Source organism: Ruegeria sp. R13_0, assembly GCF_017743995.1.
In the GTDB taxonomy this organism is placed as follows: domain Bacteria; phylum Pseudomonadota; class Alphaproteobacteria; order Rhodobacterales; family Rhodobacteraceae; genus Ruegeria.
Genome location: NZ_JAGHRB010000052.1, coordinates 1 through 886 on the forward strand (window position 1 = coordinate 1; position 886 = coordinate 886).

Here is an 886-nt window from a genome sequence, read left to right on the forward strand (position 1 = left end):
CTGTCCGTCGTCAGGGATTTTGGGACAGGTGACGGCGTGAGCTAAGAGAGGGTCTGGCGCATCTGGTTCATGTGATTATGCGGCGGATTTGCGGTGAAGCAAGCGTCGCGTTTCGATGGTCTTTAGTTTGATCCTTTCTCGTTGTTGCAGGATGGTCTGTTCGCGTCCGAAGTAGACATCGGCCGGGGTGAGGTTTTGTAGACTCTCGTGATAGCGTCGATGGTTGTAATGATCGACAAAGGCATCGATCTGTTGCCTGAGATCGCCGGGCAGATAGTAGTTTTCCAGCAGGATGCGGTTCTTCAAGGTCTGGTGCCATCGCTCGATCTTCCCCTGAGTTTGCGGGTGATACGGAGCACCTCGAATATGATCCATCTGCCGGTCCTCCAGCCAATCGGCCAACTCGCTGGAGATGTAACTAGACCCGTTGTCGCTGAGCAGCCGTGGCTTGTGCAGAACCGTCGCCTGATCACAACCTGAGGCTTGCAGCGCCAGGTCCAGCGTGTCGGTCACATCGCCCGACTGCATCGTCGTGCAAAGCTTCCAAGCGATGATGTAGCAGCTGTAATCATCGAGGATGGTCGACAGGTAGAACCAGCCCCAGCCGATGACCTTCAGGTAAGTGAAGTCGGTCTGCCAGAGTTGGTTCGGCCGAGTGGTTTTATCGTGGAACTCGTCGGCCGCCGACAGAACCACATAGGCCGGGCTGGTGATCAGGTCGTAGGATTTCAGGATGCGATAGACCGAAGCCTCTGAGACAAAGTACTTTTCTGTGTCGGTGAACTGCACGGCCAACTCACGCGGCGACAGATCGCTTTCCTTCAGAGCCAGGTCCTTGATCTTCTCACGCATCAGCTGCGGAATGCGGTTCCAGACCCGTGATGGC

At 55.8% G+C, this 886-nt stretch carries 1 protein-coding gene; it reads right to left on the reverse strand.

All coding sequences use genetic code 11. The features are described from left to right. Positions 1-75 precede the first annotated feature (75 nt). The coding region (locus tag J7394_RS22790) for an IS3 family transposase (RefSeq protein ID WP_209256248.1) at positions 76-886 on the reverse strand (811 nt) is incomplete at its 5' end.